The 18,118-nt window shown below is 57.9% G+C and carries 15 protein-coding genes; 12 read left to right on the plus strand and 3 right to left on the minus strand.

Translation table 11 applies throughout. The features are described from left to right. Positions 1-2 precede the first annotated feature (2 nt). The 7 genes from D109_RS0113305 to D109_RS0113335 all read left to right on the plus strand — a co-directional run bounded on the left by D109_RS0113305 (position 3) and on the right by D109_RS0113335 (position 8,188). Positions 3-1,220: a glycosyltransferase family 4 protein gene (locus D109_RS0113305; protein WP_026077940.1), complete on the plus strand. Its 1,218-nt coding sequence runs from the start codon at positions 3-5 to the stop codon at positions 1,218-1,220. Next, on the plus strand, positions 1,217-1,813 hold the full coding sequence (locus D109_RS0113310) for a sugar transferase (RefSeq protein WP_017477334.1): 597 nt from the start codon (positions 1,217-1,219) through the stop codon (positions 1,811-1,813). The genes D109_RS0113305 and D109_RS0113310 overlap by 4 nt, the downstream gene beginning before the upstream one ends. After that, positions 1,810-2,436, plus strand: a complete 627-nt coding sequence (locus D109_RS0113315) for an acetyltransferase (RefSeq protein WP_017477335.1) — start codon at positions 1,810-1,812, stop codon at positions 2,434-2,436. Before D109_RS0113310 ends, D109_RS0113315 begins: the two co-directional genes overlap by 4 nt. 99 nt (positions 2,437-2,535) lie before the next feature. Further along, the gene (locus D109_RS0113320; RefSeq protein WP_026077941.1) at positions 2,536-3,714 is read left to right on the plus strand and encodes a DegT/DnrJ/EryC1/StrS aminotransferase family protein; all 1,179 of its coding nucleotides are present in this window, start codon (positions 2,536-2,538) and stop codon (positions 3,712-3,714) included. 164 nt (positions 3,715-3,878) lie between these two features. Next, on the plus strand, positions 3,879-5,873 hold the full coding sequence (locus D109_RS0113325; RefSeq protein ID WP_026077942.1) for a nucleoside-diphosphate sugar epimerase/dehydratase: 1,995 nt from the start codon (positions 3,879-3,881) through the stop codon (positions 5,871-5,873). 317 nt (positions 5,874-6,190) lie between these two features. Then, positions 6,191-7,468 carry an O-antigen ligase gene (locus D109_RS0113330; RefSeq protein WP_017477338.1) on the plus strand — a complete coding sequence of 426 codons (1,278 nt, stop codon included), beginning with the start codon at positions 6,191-6,193 and terminating at the stop codon, positions 7,466-7,468. Between the two features lie 387 nt (positions 7,469-7,855). Beyond that, a complete protein-coding gene (locus tag D109_RS0113335; protein ID WP_017477339.1) occupies positions 7,856-8,188 on the plus strand; it encodes a helix-hairpin-helix domain-containing protein in 333 nt (110 codons plus the stop codon). Between the two features lie 28 nt (positions 8,189-8,216). Here the strand turns inward: D109_RS0113335 and D109_RS0113340 are convergent, their stop codons facing one another. The 3 genes from D109_RS0113340 to eat all read right to left on the minus strand — a co-directional run bounded on the left by D109_RS0113340 (position 8,217) and on the right by eat (position 10,537). Continuing rightward, positions 8,217-8,795: a TetR/AcrR family transcriptional regulator gene (locus tag D109_RS0113340; protein WP_017477340.1), complete on the minus strand. Its 579-nt coding sequence runs from the start codon at positions 8,793-8,795 to the stop codon at positions 8,217-8,219. Positions 8,796-8,894: 99 nt separating this feature from the next. Continuing rightward, positions 8,895-9,062, minus strand: a complete 168-nt coding sequence (locus D109_RS1000000132845) for a DUF2897 family protein (protein ID WP_017477341.1) — start codon at positions 9,060-9,062, stop codon at positions 8,895-8,897. A 110-nt stretch (positions 9,063-9,172) separates the two neighbouring features. Further along, positions 9,173-10,537 carry an ethanolamine permease gene (gene eat, locus D109_RS0113350; RefSeq protein ID WP_017477342.1) on the minus strand — a complete coding sequence of 455 codons (1,365 nt, stop codon included), beginning with the start codon at positions 10,535-10,537 and terminating at the stop codon, positions 9,173-9,175. 311 nt (positions 10,538-10,848) lie between these two features. Between eat and kdpF the strand changes: the two genes are divergently transcribed. The 5 genes from kdpF to D109_RS0113375 all read left to right on the plus strand — a co-directional run bounded on the left by kdpF (position 10,849) and on the right by D109_RS0113375 (position 18,105). Further along, positions 10,849-10,938 (plus strand): K(+)-transporting ATPase subunit F, encoded by a 90-nt coding sequence (gene kdpF, locus D109_RS1000000132850; protein WP_017477343.1) that lies wholly within the window; start codon positions 10,849-10,851, stop codon positions 10,936-10,938. 9 nt (positions 10,939-10,947) lie between these two features. Beyond that, positions 10,948-12,642: a potassium-transporting ATPase subunit KdpA gene (gene kdpA / locus D109_RS0113360; protein ID WP_017477344.1), complete on the plus strand. Its 1,695-nt coding sequence runs from the start codon at positions 10,948-10,950 to the stop codon at positions 12,640-12,642. Between the two features lie 12 nt (positions 12,643-12,654). Continuing rightward, positions 12,655-14,712: a potassium-transporting ATPase subunit KdpB gene (gene kdpB, locus D109_RS0113365; RefSeq protein WP_026077943.1), complete on the plus strand. Its 2,058-nt coding sequence runs from the start codon at positions 12,655-12,657 to the stop codon at positions 14,710-14,712. A 67-nt stretch (positions 14,713-14,779) separates the two neighbouring features. Then, positions 14,780-15,325 (plus strand): potassium-transporting ATPase subunit KdpC, encoded by a 546-nt coding sequence (kdpC, locus tag D109_RS0113370; protein WP_017477346.1) that lies wholly within the window; start codon positions 14,780-14,782, stop codon positions 15,323-15,325. A gap of 128 nt (positions 15,326-15,453) precedes the next feature. After that, positions 15,454-18,105 carry a sensor histidine kinase KdpD gene (locus tag D109_RS0113375; RefSeq protein WP_017477347.1) on the plus strand — a complete coding sequence of 884 codons (2,652 nt, stop codon included), beginning with the start codon at positions 15,454-15,456 and terminating at the stop codon, positions 18,103-18,105. Positions 18,106-18,118 lie beyond the last annotated feature (13 nt).

Raw genomic sequence — 18,118 nt, forward strand, 5'->3', positions numbered from 1 at the left:
ACATGAAAGTCCTTTATTTTCATCAGCATTTTTCGACTCCGAAAGGAGCGACCGGTATCCGGTCCTATGAGATGGCCCGTCGCCTGGTTGCCAGGGGGCACCAGGTGACCATGGTCTGTGGCAGCTATGGTGGTGGCCAAACGGGGCTGGAAAGCCCTTTCGTTGGCGGAAAACGCAAAGGTACCGTCGATGGTATCGATATCATCGAATTTGACCTCGCGTACTCCAACAGCGATGGCTTGTTCGTTCGAGCGCTCAGCTTTCTGAAGTTTGCAGTACGCAGTATCGGTATTGCGCTAACCGAGCGTTACGATTTGGTTTTCGCGACTACCACACCATTGACAGCCGGTATCCCCGGGATATTCGCCCGGTGGTTTCGCAATAAGCCATTTATCTTCGAGGTGCGGGATCTCTGGCCTGAGCTGCCGAAAGCGATGGGGGTCATTCGTAATCCAGTGATCCTTGGCGCCATGTCTTTTCTTGAGTGGGCAAGTTACCGCTCGGCTCACCGGCTCATTGGGTTGTCGCCAGGTATTGTGGATGGCATTGCACACCGCGGCGTGGCGCGTGACCGAATCGAAATGATCCCAAACGGTTGTGATCTTGATATTTTTAACACTCCTGCTGAGCCATGGTTGCCGGCTGGAGTGGATAAAAGTCATCTGGTTGCGGTCTTTGCGGGTACCCATGGAGTGGCCAACAAGCTGGACGCGGTGCTCGATGCGGCTCGAGAACTAAAATTGCGAAAGCGCGATGATATCCGGCTGGTTTTGATCGGGCAGGGCAAGCTCAAGCCCGCGCTTCAGAAGCGCGCCGCGGAAGAACACCTGGACAATGTGATATTTCATGACCCGGTGAACAAGGCCCGGTTGTCCGGCTTGATGGCCAGCGCGGATCTGGGCCTGCAAATATTGGCAAACGTACCGGCCTTTTACTACGGGACGTCGCCTAACAAGTTTTTCGACTATATCGCTTCGGGGTTGCCTGTTTTAAATAACTATCCAGGCTGGCTCGCTGAGATGATTTCCAAGGAAAACTGCGGTTTTGTCGTACCTCCTGATGATGCTGCGCTTTTCGCAGATGCGTTGATCCAGGCGGCAGATGATCGTGATGAGTTGCGGGCCAAGGGCGCACGAGGCAGAGAATTGGCGGTCAGAGAGTTTGACCGACGTCAGTTGGCTGATCGGTTTGTGGATTGGCTGGAGGGTGTTGCCAGATGATCAAGCGTGGTTTTGATTTATTTGCGGCGTTACTTGGACTAATTCTGCTTTCTCCGGTCATAGCAGTAATTGCCTGGAACATTCGCAAGAAATTGGGATCTCCTGTTCTGTTTCGTCAGGTACGTCCAGGTCGTGACGGCAAGCCGTTCGAAATGATCAAGTTCCGTACGATGCGAGATGCTCATGATGCAAACGGTGAGCCTTTACCGGACGCCCAGCGCATGACAGCCTTTGGCAGTTTTCTGCGATCCAGTAGCCTGGATGAATTGCCTGAGTTGTGGAATGTGGTCAAAGGCGACATGAGTCTGGTAGGCCCTCGACCGCTGCTGATGGAATACCTGCCTCTCTACAGTGCCGAGCAGTACCGTCGTCATGAGGTTCGCCCTGGCGTCAGCGGTTGGGCGCAGATCAACGGGCGGAACGCAATTGAGTGGGAAGAAAAGTTCAAGCTGGATACCTGGTATGTTGATAATCAGTCTTTTTGGCTGGACATGAAGGTGATTTTCCTGACGATCAAGAAAGTTCTGGTACGTGACGGTATCAGTGCCAAAGGCGAAGCTACAGCATCGAAGTTCACAGGCTCCAAGTCATGAGCCGCCTTGCGGTGCTGGGTGCAAGCGGCCATGGCAAAGTCGTCGCGGATACAGCCGAATGCTGTGGATGGGGCACCATTGAGTTCTTTGATGACGCTTGGCCCGGCTTACTTCGAAATGGTGCCTGGAACGTTGTAGGCAACACGGAGAGGTTGTTGGCCACTGTGCATGAATTTGACGGGGTGCTGGTGGCGATCGGCAACAATCGGGTTCGCCAGGCAAAACTGGATCAGCTAAAGGCGGCAGGCGCTACGCTGGTTACGCTACGCCATCCGGACTCAACAGTCAGCCGGTATGCCACGCTTGGTGAAGGATCGGTGGTTTTTGCTGGAGCGGTGGTAAATGCTGATGCCAGAGTTGGCAGTGGCGCTATTCTCAATACGGGCTGCAGTGTCGACCATGATTGTCTATTGGGATCGTGTGTGCACATCAGCCCCGGCGCCCGGCTTGCAGGCGGTGTGTGTGTGCAGGATTTGAGCTGGATTGGCATAGGTGCCTGCGTGCGACAACTTGTGAGCATCGGTTCACAGGTCATGGTTGGTGCTGGCGCTGTAGTTGTCAGAGACGTGCCAGACGAGGTTACAGTCGCCGGAGTGCCGGCCAGGTTATTGGACGGCTCTTGAAAAGTCGTCGTCGCGCAAACAGCGTACTGAGCGAATTGCAACGGGGCTCGTGTTGACGAGTCTTACATATTTTCGAATGAAAACTGACGGGTACTGGTTGTGTTGAATTCACCATTTTCTCCTTGGCCCTCTTTTACTGAAGAGGAGGCTGATGCCGTACGTGATGTGATTCTGTCCAATAAGGTCAACTATTGGACCGGTACACAGGGGCGTGAGTTTGAAAAGGAGTTCGCGGCATGGGCGGGCACTGAATACGCCATCGGCCTGGCCAACGGAACGGTTGCCCTGGACCTAGCCTTGAAAGCCTTGGGTATCGGTGCTGGCGATGAAGTGATTGTCACCTCACGCACTTTTCTCGCTTCCGTCTCGAGCATTGTGAATGCCGGGGCTGTTCCCGTTTTTGCTGATGTGGATCGCGATTCGCAAAACTTCAGCGCACAGACTATCCGAGCTGTGCTGACTCCTCGCACCCGAGCCGTCATCTGTGTGCATTTGGCCGGCTGGCCTTGCGATATGGATCCGATCATGGCTCTGGCCGAGGAATTCGACCTTAAAGTGATCGAAGATTGTGCCCAGGCTCATGGAGCTCGATACAAAGGGCGCCCAGTGGGGTCAATTGGCCATATCTCAGCCTGGTCCTTTTGTCAGGACAAGATCATGACGACAGGCGGCGAGGGCGGAATGGTCACTACCAACGATCGTCAGTTGTGGTCGGATATGTGGTCGTTCAAGGATCATGGCAAAAGCTGGGAGGCTGTCTATGAACGTAACCATCCCCCTGGTTTTCGCTGGTTGCACGAGAGCTTCGGTACGAACTGGAGAATGCTTGAGGTTCAGGCCGTAATCGGTCGGATTCAACTCAAGCGCATGACAGATTGGCAGGCCAGTCGGCTGGCGAATGCCGGGCAGATATGGGAGTGCGCCAGCCAACTCAAAGGTTTGCGCGTGCCAGTCATGCCTGAGGGCAGTGTTCACGCAGCGTATAAGTGCTACGTGTTCGTAGAGCCTCAGGCACTCAAGGCCGGATGGGATCGCGATCGTATTCTGGCGGAAATTTCGGCACGAGAAGTTCCGGTATTTTCCGGTTCCTGCTCCGAGGTCTATCTGGAGAAGGCGTTTGACAATACTGGCTGGCGTCCGACGAGCCGTTTGCCGGTAGCACGGGAACTCGGCGAAACAAGTGTGATGTTTCTTGTCCACCCAACGTTGACGCAGCTTGAAATCGACAAGACTTGCTCGGTGCTCAAGACCGTTATGCAGTTGGCTACCGAAGAGTAATCAGTTAGACAGTCAGGAATGCCCGTCTTTGTTTGCAACGCAGAAGGATTTGAGCTGCGGGCCAGTCAAATGGAATTTTCCATCATCATGGGATGAGTTCCCTTGGAACCATCCATGGTGGTGGCGGATGTACTTTAGGAGTAACAGAGGTGTTTCAAGGCGTTATGGATAAGTTGAGAACCTTATTACTAGGGTTAACGCGGCGGCAGAAACGTGCCTTCCAGGTAGTGACCGACGTTTTTCTTGTCTGGTTTGCCCTTTGGATGGCCTTTGTCGTTCGTTTGGGGATTGATGAGCTGATCAATCCTTTCACTGAGTACCTATGGCTATTCCTGAGCGCCACGGTCATCGCGATTCCGCTGTTTGTACGGTTTGGTATGTACCGTGCAGTGATGCGCTATTTTGGAAACGATGCGCTGATCGCAATTATCAAGGCCGTCAGCCTGTCATCGTTGATTCTCGCACTGGTTGTTTATTGGAGCGGCAACCATCAAATGTTTGTTCCGCGCTCGGTCATCTTCAATTACTGGTGGTTGAGCATGGTCATGATCGGGGGGCTACGCCTCGCGATGCGCCAGTATTTCCTGGGAGACTGGTTTACAGCTGCGCAACACGTCCCTTTTACCAATCGAGATGATGGACTGCCGAAGGTGGCCATTTATGGTGCGGGTGCAGCCGGTAATCAGTTGGTTGCTGCGTTACGCATGGGGAGGCTGTTGCGTCCTGTCGCCTTTATTGATGATGACAGCAGCATTGCCGATCGAGTGATTTCAGGCTTGCATGTCTATAAACCAAAGCATATCCAGCAGATGCTTGACGTCACCGGTGCCCAGCAGATTCTTCTCGCCATTCCGTCTGCCAGTCGCGGGCGCCGCCGGGAGATATTGACTTTCTTGGAGGGCTTCGCGCTCCATGTGCAAAGCGTGCCCGGCTTTATGGATTTGGCCAGCGGGCGAGTAAAAGTCGACGATATCCAGGAAGTTGATATCGCTGACTTGCTAGGTCGTGACTCTGTGCCCCCTCAGGATGAGCTGCTTGAACATTGCATCAAGGATCAGTCGGTTCTTATCACCGGGGCGGGTGGTTCAATCGGCTCTGAGCTTTGCCGCCAGATTCTCACGCTACAACCCACGACACTTCTGCTTTATGAACATAGCGAGTTCAATCTCTACAGCATCCTGCAAGAGCTTGAGCAGCGAATCGTACGTGAGTCACTTTCAGTTAAGTTATTGCCAATCCTGGGCTCTGTCCGCAATCAGGAAAAGCTCTTTGACGTCATGAAGACCTGGCGCGTCAACACGGTCTACCATGCGGCGGCCTACAAGCATGTACCGATGGTCGAGCATAATATCGCTGAAGGCGTATTGAATAATGTGATGGGCACGTTGAGCGCTGCACAAGCTTCTTTACGCGCCAATGTGGCGAACTTCGTGCTGATTTCTACTGATAAGGCTGTGCGTCCGACCAATGTAATGGGCAGCACGAAACGTCTCGCAGAAATGACGCTGCAGGCGCTCAGCAGTGAGATCGCTCCGGTGCTCTTCGGTGAGACTTCTAGTGTTTCCCGGGTAAACAAGACTCGCTTTACCATGGTGCGGTTCGGCAATGTACTGGGCTCGTCCGGGTCGGTGATCCCGTTGTTTCACAAGCAAATAAAATCCGGTGGCCCGCTGACGGTTACACACCCCAAGATCACCCGGTATTTCATGAGCATCCCTGAAGCTGCTCAATTAGTTATCCAGGCGGGCTCCATGGGGCAGGGGGGGGACGTATTTGTTCTGGATATGGGCGAGCCAGTGAAAATCGTCGAGCTGGCGGAGAAAATGGTCCATCTGTCCGGCTTGAGTATTCGCTCTGATAAAAATCTTCAAGGCGACATCTCCATTGAGTTCACAGGGCTTCGCCCCGGCGAAAAACTCTATGAGGAACTGCTGATCGGCGATAACGTAGTCACGACTCCGCACCCGATGATTATGAGTGCCAATGAGGACTACTTGCCGTGGGACGTCTTGAAGGCCCGTTTAACGGAGCTGCTCAGCGCGGTTGAACAGGATGACTACACGCGTGTGCGCCAACTGCTGCGCGAAACCGTCAGCGGTTACTCCCCGGACGGCGAAATCGTCGACTGGATCTACCAGCAGCGCCGCCTCGATCTATAAGATCACGCCGTGAATGTAGTGATTTTTAGCTAGTCTCACGTATTAACTGAAATTGAACGGCGGAAAGTTGCTGAGGGGCTGGAAGCGCACGCCAATTGGCTATCTTTGACCACTTGGTAGTGCACTTCCGTTTCTCGGCGTAGGGAAAGCAGTTTGCAAATGCGCTGTCTCAGTTGTCCTGGAAGTCTGCCGCACGTCAAAAACGAAGTGTGCTTTCCGATATCAGGGGAGCTGCTCGATATCAAATGGACATTTGTGCGGTCGTCGCGTACAGTTCTTTCTTTTTTTGTCAGTACCAACTGCAAGGACCGTAAAAGATGCTTCTGTTTTTTTCAGCCATCTTATTATGCATTCCATTGCGTATATTTGTTCCGGCTCTTGGCGTCGAGATCGCTCCTGCAGATGTATTGTGCCTGTTTGCACTGCCCTATGTTTTTCTGGCTCACCAAAGAATCAACAAATGGCTGTTGATAAGCATTGTGCTGTCGCTGGTTTCGCTGATCTATGTACAGTTGTTTTTCCAGCCAGGAAATATCGCAAGAGCGCTTCTTTCTCTGGGTTTTTTCTTCAAGCCGTACCTGATTTACTTGCTCGGAAGAAGTGTAGCAGCGGGAGACTTTCAGCCGGAGAAGTTCAATAAAACGCTCATTTACCTGCTGTCCGCGACGGCGTTGGCAGCAACGTTGGATGCAATTTTTATAAAAGGGAATGTGGCCATATTTGCTGAGTTTGAAAGGGTTCCAGGGGAATTCATTTATGGTGGTGTATTTGCTCCGACATTTCTCGGTCTCAAATTTCATGGTAGTAACGGCATAAACGGAATTGCAGTGTTTTTCTCATTTGCCTTCATGGTGTGCCTGTCGCTAGGGGTGGTCATGAGGCCACAAAGAAACGTCAGGTTGATCGCATATGTCGGTATGTTATGCAGTTTGATTCTGGTTTTGGGCAGCGGTTCCAGGCAAGCTGCCTTTGGGGTGATCATAAGTTGCCTGTGTTGTTTTTTTGCCGGAAGGATGACGTTTAAACGACTGGCTATGGTTGTTTTATACATTTTTTCTGCTCTCATTGCATCGGCCGTTATTATCTCGTTTTTCTCTGATTACTTTGTGGAGCTCTTTGCCAAAATCGTGATTATGGCAAACAATATCTACTCAGGGAATTGGGATGGTGTATCTTCCGGTAGGCTTGGGTTGTATGTGATTCTGGCTGAAGATTTGATGAAGAGCCCGATATTTGGTACTGGGTTTAGTGGGTATGGATTGTTTGACTCCGAACTTGGATATTTTAACAATGACGTAGGTACTTCAGGGTATACGCCACATAATCAGTATCTTGGTGCCATCTGGAAGATGGGTGGGCTTGCAGGGTTCTTCTATATTTTGTTTCTGTGGAGCATCATCAAGCCGTTTTTCAAGAATGCGCAAAATGACGATTATCAAAAGAGATTTTATATTGCGATGGTCGCCATGATTTTCCCATTCGTTACTGTATTCAATCTGTTTCAAGATGGGCTTTCTTCGCCGTCTACAGGGCCTATATTTTTGTTCATCCTAGGTTTCTATAGTGCGCATGCATTTAACTTAAGGCGAACCTAAAGCGGCCCTGCACTTGGTGAAACCTGCGCAGTCCACATTTAGCGGTTGAGGCTCAGTGAGCAGGTTTACTACTGCAGCGGCGGTTCGTAACCCTCAACCGATGAGGTGCGAGGCGAGTGCTCCAGTAATTGGACGCCGGATTATCAGGGAGGAAAGGTACACGTTTCGGCTTTTTCGTTGCATCGTCCTGGCGAGCAGACCCGCAAGAGCGTCGGGAGCGTAGTTGGGGCTGGCGGCCAGGTGCTTTCACTGGCGGGCTCAAGGACTGCTTACTCAGCTCACACCCTGTAACTCACCCATTTTTGACTCTCCCCAAACATCGCCTAAGTTTGAAAAGCAGCTTCGGAAAAGCTGCTTTTCCCTTATCGATGTCATGGAGCGTCACCAATGCATAAAGCGTATTTCTCATCCTTCATCTTCGCCTTCCTCACCAGCCTCTCGCTAGCCACCACGGCCGCACCCGCCACCAAACCCGAGACCCCAACCCCCATCGCCGCCCAAATGACCAAGGTCGACCAAACCACCAAAGTCAGCCTCAACTCCGCCGACGCCGAAACCCTGCGTCGCGACCTCTTCGGCATCGGCGCAGCCAAAGCGAAGGCCATCATCGCCTACCGTGAAACCAACGGCCCCTTCACGGCGATAGATGAGTTACTGGAAGTAAAGGGAATCGGCAAGGCGCTTCTGGAAAAGAACCGCGACAGGCTTGAGGTGAAATAAGAACCTGAAAAACAGGCGAGGAGGCCGGTCATCGACCGGCTTTCTTTTGTTCAACAACCTCCGCCTTCAAGCTCCCCCGCACCCCATCAAGAATCCGTGTTGCCAACTCGGCGCTCTCCACGCTTCTTGCCAGCACCAACGCCCCCACCAGCGTCGACATCAGCACCAGGCTCTGCTCCCCGGCATTCGGGTTGCCAAGCGCCGTTTCAACCTGCTTGAGTCGAGCATTGAGGACTTCATCGGTGGTGCGGCTGTTCTGCCCACGCAACCCCATCTCCGATGACATCGTCGTCAGCGGGCAGCCTTGATCCGGGGAGGTCTGGTGCCATTTAGACAGATAGCTGTCGATAAACGCTTCCAACGGCCGTTCCTGGCTAAACAGCTTTTCGCAATGCGCATCCAACTCTGCCGCCGCCGCCTGCAACGCCTTCTCTACCAACTCATCCTTGGACTTGAAGTGCGCATAAAACCCGCCATGGGTCAGGTTCAGCGCTTTCATCAACGGCTGTAGACCGGTCGCACCAATGCCGTCGCGGCGAAAGCGTACCGAGGCTTCCTTGATGATGCGCTGGTGGGTTTGAGCTTTGTGGTCTTGTGAATAGCGCATAGGACGGCCTCCGAAACATCAGGCCATATTAACCAAGCTTGGCTGGGCATACGCGGGTGTTTACAAAATTGTGCGGCTCAACGGGGAGCCGCTTCAGCCTCAGCGATCCTGGGCATCCTTGGAGTCCGCCTGGGCATTTCGCTCTGCCACGCGCTGGCGTTGTTCTTCGGTCAATTCAACCTTGTTGGCGCTGTCTCGCAGCATCAACAAACCACCGACGATCGAACCGATCGCGACCACTAATATCAACCAGGCATACCACGGCATAGGGCTCTCCTTGAGGCAGCAAACCGTGGGGAAATTTCCCACGGTAATGACTGCTTTGAGTAACGGGCTTTGTTAGTAGTTCATTGTAGGCCCGTTCTGCCTCGGTAACCTTATAGCCCGGTCAACATCGCATCGGCCGGTGCATCGGCGCGGTCTTGCGCGGTCAGTTGGAAGTACACGAACCCCACCGCCATGAAGCCCAGGAAGATCAGGCCGATCAGCGCGTTGAACCATGCCATCGCTACCAGGCACACCACGGCCAGTACCAGCGCGATCCCCGGCACGATCGGATAGCCCGGTGCGCGGAAGGTGCGTTCCAGCAGCGGTTCGGTCTTACGCAGTTTGAACAGGCTGAGCATGCTCATGATGTACATGACAATGGCGCCGAACACGGCCATCGTGATCATTGCTGCGGTCAGGGTCATGCCGCCCAGGTTGATCAGTCCGTCGCTGTAGATGGCGGCGATACCGACGATGCCGCCGGCGATGATTGCCCGGTGCGGCGTCTGAAAGCGCGACAGTTTGGCCAGGAAAGAGGGCAGGTACCCCGCGCGCGCCAGGGCGAAGAACTGGCGGGAATAACCGAGGATGATCCCGTGGAAGCTGGCCACCAGGCCGAACAGGCCGATCCACACCAGCATGTGCAGCCAGCCCGAGCTGTCGCCGACCACGGTTTTCATTGCTTGGGGCAGGGGGTCGTTGATGTTCGACAGGGTGCGCCAATCGCCGACGCCGCCGGCAAAGAACATCACGCCCATCGCCAGGATTACCAAGGTGAGGATGCCGCTGATGTAGGCCTTTGGAATGGTGCGCTTGGGATCTTTCGCTTCTTCGGCGGCCATGGCGGCGCCTTCGATGGCGAGGAAGAACCAGATGGCAAATGGAATCGCCGCAAACATTCCGGCAATCGCCGGCGCGCCGAAGGTGTCGGAGCCGGCCCAGCCATTCAGGGCGAAGTTGCTGAAGCTGAAAGCGGGAGCGACTACACCCATGAACACCAGCAGTTCGGCGACGGCGAGCACGCATACGACCAGTTCAAAGGTCGCCGCCAGCTTCACGCCAAGAATGTTCAAGCCCATGAACACAATGTAGGCGCCGACGGCCGCGTGTTTCGGGTCGAGGGCCGGGAACTGCACATTCAGGTAGGCGCCAATGGCCAGGGCGATAGCGGGCGGGGCGAACACGAATTCAATCAGCGTTGCCAGCCCGGCAATCAATCCGCCTTTTTCACCAAATGCCCGCCGGCTGTAGGCAAACGGGCCGCCTGCGTGGGGAATTGCAGTGGTCAGTTCGGTGAAACTGAATATAAAGCAGGTGTACATGGCGGCGACCATCAATGAGGTCACCAGGAAGCCCAGTGTTCCTGCCACGCCCCAGCCGTAGCTCCAGCCGAAATATTCCCCGGAAATCACCAGCCCGACGGCGATGCCCCACAAATGCAGGGTGCCCAAGGTGGGTTTGAGTTGTGTGTTCATCGTGTAACGCTCCCTGAACGGTTTGGAATGTTTCAGGGCATTGCAGCGGACATGCCATTCATCAATGCCATGTCGTAAAGGCGCCGAACTGTCGCCGAGGGGACGGTTTGGCGTTTGAATACGCTCTGGGCCTGCACCAGATAAGGGCGCTGCCTACAGGAAACGCTCACAAATCCCCCCGTAAACCCCGCATAAACCCACTCTTTACGCCGTCTTTACGCCCCACCCATACCGTCGCTCTCGTTCCTTTACGCCACTCCTGCGGACAATCCTCCTACACGCGGCAGTCGCCGCACGACGGAGAAACTTCCATGAGCGTTCTGGACTGGGTGTCACTGCTTTTGGCTGTGGCGCTGTTCATTTATCTGCTGGTTGCGCTGTTACGCGCGGATCGGAACTAGGAGCAGGCTATGCACAGTTATGACTATTGGCTGATCATCGCCTTCTTTGCCTTGGTGCTGATTCCGGCACCGGCCCTGGGGCGGTTCTACTACAAGGTAATGGAAGGGCAGCGAACCTGGCTCACGCCGGTATTCGGTCCGGTCGAGCGTGTTTGCTATCGCCTCTCGGGTGTCGATGCAGATCAGGAACAGAGCTGGCAGAAATATGCGCTGGCGCTGCTTGCATTCAACTTCGCGGGTTTCCTGCTGCTGTTCGCGTTTTTGCTGTTCCAGCAGTATCTGCCGCTGAACCCGCAGAAATTGCCGGGTCTGGAATGGACACTGGCGTTTAACACTGCGATCAGTTTCATGACCAACACCAACTGGCAGAACTATAGTGGTGAAGCGTCCCTGAGCTACCTCAGCCAGATGGCCGGTCTCACCGTGCAGAACTTCGTCAGCGCCGCCACCGGCCTCGCCGTGCTGGTTGCGCTGTGCCGTGGGATCGGTCGCAAATCCACCAAGACCTTGGGCAACTTCTGGGTCGACATGACCCGCGCTACCCTCTACGGCCTGTTGCCGTTGTGCCTGGTGTTTGCGTTGTTCCTGGTCTGGCAGGGGGTGCCACAAACCTTCGCTCATTACGTGAACGCGGTGACCCTGCAGGGCGTTGACCAGGTGATCCCGCTGGGTCCTGCCGCTAGCCAGATTGCGATCAAGCAATTGGGCACCAACGGCGGTGGCTTCTTCGGTGTTAATTCGGCGCATCCGTTCGAAGACCCGACCGCCTGGGCCAACCTGTTCGAGCTGGGTGCAATCATCCTGATCCCGGTCGCGCTGGTGTTCACCTTTGGCCACTACGTGAAAGACCTGCGTCAGAGTCGGGCGATCCTCGGTTGCATGCTGGCCTTGTTCATCATCGGCGGCGCAACCGCGATGTGGGCCGAGTACCAGCTCAACCCGACGCTGAACAACCCGGCGGTTGAACAGGCCGCGCCGCAGGAAGGTAAAGAAGCGCGCTTCGGCACCACCGGCACCGTGTTGTGGTCGGTGGCGACCACCGCCGCGTCCAACGGCTCGGTCAACGGTATGCAAGACAGCCTCAATCCCCTGAGCGGGATGGTCTCGCTGGTCAACATGATGGTCGGCGAAGTGATCTTCGGCGGCGTTGGTGCCGGCATGTACGGCATGTTGCTCAACGTGTTGATTGCGGTATTCCTCGCCGGTTTGATGATTGGCCGTACACCGGAATACCTCGGCAAGAAACTCCAGGCCAAGGAAGTGCAACTGCTGGTCGTGACCTTGCTGGTGATGCCGGTGGGCACCCTGGTACTGGGCGCCATCGCTGCGACCCTGCCGGGCCCGGCCAGTGCCATCAGTAACCCTGGCCCCCACGGTTTCAGCCAGTTGCTGTACGCCTATACCTCGGCCAGTGCGAACAACGGTTCGGCGTTCGGCGGTTTCAGCGCCAACACCACGTTCCACAACCTGATGATGAGCCTGTCGATGTTGCTGGGTCGCTTCGGCTACATCCTCCCGGTACTGGCCCTGGCCGGCAGCCTGGCGGTGAAGAAGACCGCACCGATTGGCCAGAACAGCTTCCCGACCCACGGCCCGCTGTTTGTGACCCTGTTGACCGTGACCATTTTGCTGGTGGGCGGCCTGACCTTCCTGCCGACGCTGGCACTTGGGCCTATCGCTGAACACTTGAGCATGGGCTTCTAAGGGGATATGAAAATGAATATGCCTGCAAAAAACGCGGCTCCGGTGAAAACCCAGGAGCCGGCCAAGACCGCAATGTCGGCCCTGTGGCGCCCGGCGCTGGTTCAGGCGTTCGTCAAGCTGGACCCGCGCCAGCTGCAACGTTCGCCGGTGATGCTGGTGGTCGAACTGACCGCTATCCTCACCACCATCCTGTGCTTCGTGCCGGATGTTGCCGTACCGACCTACGTCGCCGTACAAATCGCGGTGTGGCTGTGGTTCACCGTGCTGTTCGCCAACTTCGCCGAAGCCTTGGCTGAAGGTCGCGGCAAGGCCCGTGCCGACAGCCTCAAGGCGGGCAGCGAGGGCCTCAGCGCCCGTCGCAAGGAAACCGACGGCAGCTTCAAAGTCGTACCGGCCACCAGCCTGCGCAAAGGTGATGTGGTGCGTGTGGTCGCCGGGGAAATGATCCCGGGTGACGGCGAAGTCGTCGAAGGGATTGCTGCGGTCAATGAAGCGGCGATCACCGGCGAGTCCGCTCCGGTTATCCGTGAGTCCGGCGGCGACCGCTCGGCCGTCACCGGCAACACCCGCCTGGTTTCGGACTGGTTGATGATCCGTATCACCGCCAACCCGGGCGAGTCGACCCTGGACCGTATGATCGCCCTGGTGGAAGGCGCCAAACGTCAGAAAACCCCCAACGAAGTCGCGCTGGATATCCTGCTGATCGGCCTGACGCTGATCTTCCTGCTGGTGGTGGTGACCCTGCAGCCGTTCGCCCACTTCGCCAATGGCAACCTGCCGCTGGTGTTTCTGGTGGCGCTGTTGGTGACGCTGATTCCGACCACCATCGGCGGCCTGTTGTCGGCCATCGGTATTGCCGGTATGGACCGCCTGGTGCGCCTCAACGTGATCGCCAAATCCGGTCGCGCGGTGGAAGCAGCGGGGGACGTGCACGTACTGCTGCTGGACAAGACCGGCACCATCACCTTCGGTAACCGTCGCTGCACCAACGTGATCGCCGCGCCGGGTGTCAGTGGCAAGGAGCTGGCCGAAGGCGCACTGCTGGCGTCCCTGGCGGACGACACGGCCGAAGGTAAGTCCATCGTCGAGTACCTGCGTGGCCAGCACCCGCAAGCCGAGCCATCGACGGATGAGTTGACCTCCGTACCGTTCAGCGCGGAAACCCGCCTGTCCGGCGTCGACTACCAGGGCCGTGTGTTCCGTAAAGGTGCCGTGGATTCGCTGCTGGCCTTCATCGGCCTGCAACGCCGCGACCTGCAACCGGCGCTGTCCCGGGAAATCGACAAGATTGCCCAGAGCGGCGGTACACCGTTGCTGGTGTGTGCCGACGGCAAGTTGCTCGGCGCGATTCACCTCAAGGACGTGGTCAAGCCCGGCATCCGCGAACGTTTCGCCGAGCTGCGCAAGCTGGGGATCCGCACCGTGATGGTGACCGGCGATAACCCGCTGACCGCTGCCGCGATTGCTGCTGAGGCCGGTGTGGATGACGTGCTCGCCGAAGCCACTCCAGAGAAGAAGCTGGCACGTATTCGTCACGAACAGAATGATGGTCGCCTGGTTGCGATGTGCGGTGACGGCGCCAACGACGCCCCGGCGCTGGCCCAGGCGGACGTCGGCATGGCGATGAACGACGGCACCCAAGCCGCCCGTGAAGCGGCCAACATGGTCGACCTCGACAGCGACCCGACCAAGCTGCTGGACGTGGTGCAGATCGGCAAGGAATTGCTGGTGACCCGCGGTGCACTGACGACGTTCTCCATCGCCAACGACGTGGCCAAGTACTTCGCGATCCTGCCGGCGCTGTTCGCCTCGATCTACCCGCAACTGGGTGTGCTCAACGTGATGCACCTGCAAAGCCCGCAGAGCGCGATCCTCTCGGCCATCGTGTTCAACGCGTTGATCATCGTGGTGCTGATCCCACTGGCACTGCGCGGTGTACGTGTGCAGGCGGCGAGTGCGGCGGCGTTGCTGCGCCGCAACCTGCTGATCTACGGCCTGGGCGGGATTGTGGTGCCGTTCGTGGGCATCAAGGCGATCGACATGCTGTTGACCGCGCTGCACCTGGTTTGACTCGATGCCCGCAGGTACCGGCAAACCGGTGCCTGCAGGTTGCAATAACCGAATTGAGGAATTTGAAATGTCTAACATAATCCGCCCGGCCCTGAGCCTGCTGGTGTTGATGACCCTGATCACCGGCGTGGCTTATCCCCTGGTTGTTACCGGCGTGGCGCAAGTCGCATTCCCCGACCAAGCCAACGGCAGCCTGGTACACGATGCCAGCGGCAAGGTTCGCGGTTCGAGCCTGATCGCCCAGGATTTCACCGGTGACGGCTGGTTCCACCCGCGGCCATCTGCCGGTGCGTTTGCTACGGTTTCCAGCAGCGCCAGCAACCTCGGCCCAAGCAACCCAGCGCTGGCCACTCGTGTATTTGACGATGCCAAGAAACTGCTGGTGCCAGACCAGGGCCCAGTGCCGATGGCATTGCTGACTACCTCCGGCAGCGGTCTTGATCCACACTTGCCACCGCAGGCGATTGCCTATCAACTGGCCCGGGTAGCCGCCGCACGTAATCTGCCGGTGGCCACCCTGGAGCGCTTGATGGACGAGCACATCGAAAGCCCGTTGGTGGGGCCGCCGGTGGTGAACGTGCTGGCGCTGAATATGGCCTTGGAAAAGTTGTAAGCCGTGGCGCCGCCAATCGCGGGCAAGCCCGGCTCCCACAGGGAAATGCACTCCAATGTGGGAGCCGGGCTTGCCCGCGATGACGGCATCACAATCTCCACATCAACACCTGAAGGAAGACCGCCCGCATGAGCGACTCCGGCCGCGCCGATGCCCTGTTAGCCGATCTACCCCGGGACGGCCGTGGCCGGCTCAAAGTCTTCCTCGGCGCCGCCCCCGGCGTGGGCAAGACCTACGCCATGCTTCAGGCCGCCCACACCCAACTGCGCCAGGGTGTGCGGCTGATCGCCGGCGTGGTGGAAACCCACGGCCGCGCCGAGACTGAAGCCTTGCTCAGCGGCCTGCCACAACAGCCGCTGCTGCGCTCCGAATACCGCGGCGTGGTGCTGGAAGAAATGGACCTCGACGGCCTGCTCGCCGCCAAGCCCAAACTGGTGCTGGTGGACGAGTTGGCCCACAGCAACGCCCCCGGCAGCCGCCACGAAAAACGCTGGCAAGACATCCAGGAATTGCTCGCCGCCGGCATCAACGTCTTCACCACCGTCAACGTCCAGCACCTGGAAAGCCTCAACGACCAGGTGCGCGGCATCACCGGCGTACAAGTGCGCGAGACCTTGCCCGACTGGGTCTTGCAGGAAGCCGACGAACTGCTGCTGATCGACCTGCCATCCCGCGAACTGCTGGAGCGCCTGCGGGACGGCAAGGTCTACGTGCCGGAACAGGCTCGCGCCGCCATCGATGCGTTCTTCACCCAGACCAACCTCATGGCCCTGCGCGAACTGGCGATGCAAACCGCTGCGGCCCACGTCGACGATGACCTGGCCCAGGGTTACCGCCAACTGGGCCAGGCCGCACCCGCCGTGCGCGGCCGGTTGTTGGTGGGCGTGGATGGCGATGCCCAGGCTGAACGCCTCGTGCGTCACGCCAGCCGCGTGGCCCAGCGTCGGCATTTGCCGTGGAGCCTGGTGCATGTGGATAACGGCCGGGTGCGGGATGAACAATCGCGCCTGCGCCTGCAAAACGCTCAGCAACTGGCCGAGCGCCTTGGTGGTGAAGTGGTGTTGCTGCGGGCGGGTGAGGTGGCGAAGACCCTGATCCAGCACGCCGCCGAGCGTCGCGCCAGCTTGATCCTGGTGGGGCAGTCCCGGCCGCGTTGGCATCGCACCGTGTTTGGTGGTGGCCTGGCCTCACGCTTGCTGCGCAATGCCCGGGGCCTGGAAATCAACGTCCTCGACAGCGACGAGGTCCCGGCCCCGCCGCGCCTGCCGGATGTGCGTGGGCTGGTGTGGTTTGACTATGCCCTGGCCGTGGTCGCGACGGTCATCGCCGCTGCCGTGGCGTGGGGAGTATCGAGCGTTCTACCGTTGCCCAATATCTCGCTGGTGTTCCTCGCGGCGGTATTGCTGGTGGCGGTGCGCAGCAGCCTGGGCCCGGCGCTGGCCACGGCGGCACTCTCGTTTTTGACCTACGACTTCCTGTTTATCCCGCCCAGTTTTTCCTTCGCGATCCAGCGTGAAGAGGACGTGCTGACGCTGTTGTTCTTCCTGCTGATGGCCGCGCTCACCGGCAACCTGGCCGCGCGCCAGCGTCGGCAGTTGCAGGCGTTGCGCGATACCCAGGAAGAAACCACCGAGTTGCTCGACCTGTCCCGCAAGCTCACCGCCGCCACGGACCGCCAGGCGGTGATCAGTGCCGCCGCGCATCACCTGGAAGGCTGGAGCGACCTGCAATTGTGCCTGCTCAACCGCGACGGTCAGGGTGACTGGAAGGTCGAGACCGGTGGCCCGATCACCTTCACCGAAGCCGAGCGCGCCGCCGCCGATTGGGCCTGGCAGCACGATCAACCGGCCGGCATGGGCACCGGCACCTTGCCGTTCGGGCGCTGGTGGTGGTGGCCTTTGTCCGGCGAAGAAGGCCCGTTGGGCCTGCTGGGTGTCAGCCCGAAAGCCGGGCTTGAACTGAGCGGGCAACGCCGTCGTCTGCTCACCGCCTTGAGTCAGCCATTGGCCCAAGCTTTGGCCCGTGCGCAGCTCGGCCAGGAACTGGAAGCGGCACGTCTGCATGGCGAAACCGAGCAATTGCGCAGCGCCTTGCTGGCCTCCGTGTCTCACGATTTGCGCACACCGCTGACCTCCATGCGTGGCAGCATCGACAGCCTGCTGGCCCTCGGCGAGGCGATTCCCCTGGAAGACCGTCGGGAGTTGCTGGAAGGTACCCGTGATGAAGCCGAGCGCCTGGATCGCTACATCCAGAACCTGCTGGACATGACCCGCCTGGGCCACGGCGCCCTGAAGCTGGCGCGGGATTGGGTCTCGCCCGGCGACATCGTCGGCAGCTCCCTGGGCCGTTTGCGTGCGGTGCTGGCGCCGCTGCAAGTGACCACTGATGTGCCGTCCGAGCTGCCATTGCTCTACGTGCACGCCGCCTTGATCGAGCAGGCACTGGTCAACGTACTGGAAAACGCCGCACGCTTCTCACCGCCACAAGGCCGCCTGCAACTCAGTGCTGGCGTGCAGGGTAATCAATTGTTCTTTGCCGTTGCCGATGAAGGCCCGGGCATTCCCGAGGCGGAGCGGGCGAAGATTTTCGACATGTTCTACACCGCCGCCCGCGGCGACCGGGGCGGGCAGGGTACCGGTCTCGGCCTGGCGATCTGCCAGGGCATGGTCGGTGCGCACGGCGGGCATATCAGCGTGGCCGACGGCATCGAAGGCCGCGGCACCTGCATCACTTTATTCCTGCCATTGCAGGCCCAGCCTGGCCTGGAAAGCGAACCTTGAGCTACCCTCTTTT

This window comes from Pseudomonas sp. PAMC 26793 (genome assembly GCF_000313235.1).
Classification (GTDB): domain Bacteria; phylum Pseudomonadota; class Gammaproteobacteria; order Pseudomonadales; family Pseudomonadaceae; genus Aquipseudomonas; species Aquipseudomonas yamanorum.